The 1,372-nt window shown below is 35.4% G+C and carries 1 pseudogene; it reads left to right on the top strand.

The window, feature by feature from the left end:
- Positions 1-1,372: pseudogene (locus ABD909_RS05085) on the top strand (type ISP restriction/modification enzyme); the annotation flags it as partial.

Raw genomic sequence — 1,372 nt, 5'->3', positions numbered from 1 at the left:
ACCGTATAAAAGACCGTGGTATTATTGGTTTTGTTACTAATGCGAGTTTTATTACTGGACATTCTATGGATGGTTTACGAAAATGCCTCGTTGAGGAATTTAGCAGCCTTTATATTTTCCATTTACGGGGTAATCAACGAACATCTGGAGAACTTTCTCGAAAAGAAGGTGGTAAGATTTTTGGTTCTGGCTCTCGAGCGCCTATAGCGATTTCTATTTTCGTAAAAAATCCAGAATCTCAACAGCGTGGGAAAATATATTTCCGTGACATTGGGGATTATCTCACGAGACAGGAAAAGCTTACGATAATAGAGTCTCTTGGTAGCATTGATGGCATTACACAGAGTAAACAAGGTTGGAAAATAATTACACCAGACAAGCACGGTGATTGGCTCGGACAGCGTGATGATAGTTTCAAGACATTCCTAGCTCTAGGTGTTAAAAAAGGGCATGATAAAAAGCTCTTTGAAACATTTTCTTGTGGTCTAAAAACCAATCGTGATGCTTGGGCATATAACTCAAATCGTGAAGCTTTATCCAAGAATATGAATAATATGATTGTTTTCTACAATAGTGAAGTGAAACGCTTTAATGATACTTATGCACATGCTGACCGTAAAACACATACAAATATTGTAGACGATTTCGTAAATTCTGATGCTAAAAAAATAAGCTGGAGCCTTAATCTTAAACAATATTTAACGAAAAAAAAGATGTTTGAGTTTGAAGAGACATGCCTTGCTNAACAAAGTAATACAAGTTACAGCTATAGGGGCAATGAAAGATTTTTCTGTTTTGATGTCTAAAGTTTTGCCTAATCATGACGCAATGGATAAAGGTCAATGTTTTCCACGCTATATTTACGAAGATACTGAATCTTTAAAAGATAAAAATAAGAAACAATCGCATTTATTTTTAATTTCTACAGAAGAAAGCAACAATGCTGGTTTACAACGACGTGATGCCATTACGGATGAAGGGCTAGCCCATTTTAAAGCTGCTTATCCTAATGAAACTATAACAAAAGATGATCTATTCTATTATGTTTATGGGATCTTACATTCAGAAGATTATCGTACTCGCTATGCTCATAATTTATGCAAAGAATTGCCTCGCATTCCTTGTGTAAAGACCGCTGATGATTTTTGGATGTTTGTGATAGCAGGGCGTGAACTGGGGCTTATGCACATGAATTATGAAGATGTAAAGCCTTATCCAGTGACCTTTAAAGAAGGAAATCCAAAGCAGACAGATATTTCTAATCCTAAAGAATTCTATTATGTCACAGAAATGAAATTTGCAAAAGCAGGTAAAGAGAAAGACAAGTCCACTGTTATTTACAACAGCAATATCACAATAACAGATATACCTA

It is taken from the genome of Bartonella acomydis (assembly GCF_039543025.1).
In the GTDB taxonomy this organism is placed as follows: domain Bacteria; phylum Pseudomonadota; class Alphaproteobacteria; order Rhizobiales; family Rhizobiaceae; genus Bartonella; species Bartonella acomydis.
Note: the sequence above shows the minus strand (reverse complement) of the source record. Positions and strands in the feature narration are given on the sequence as shown.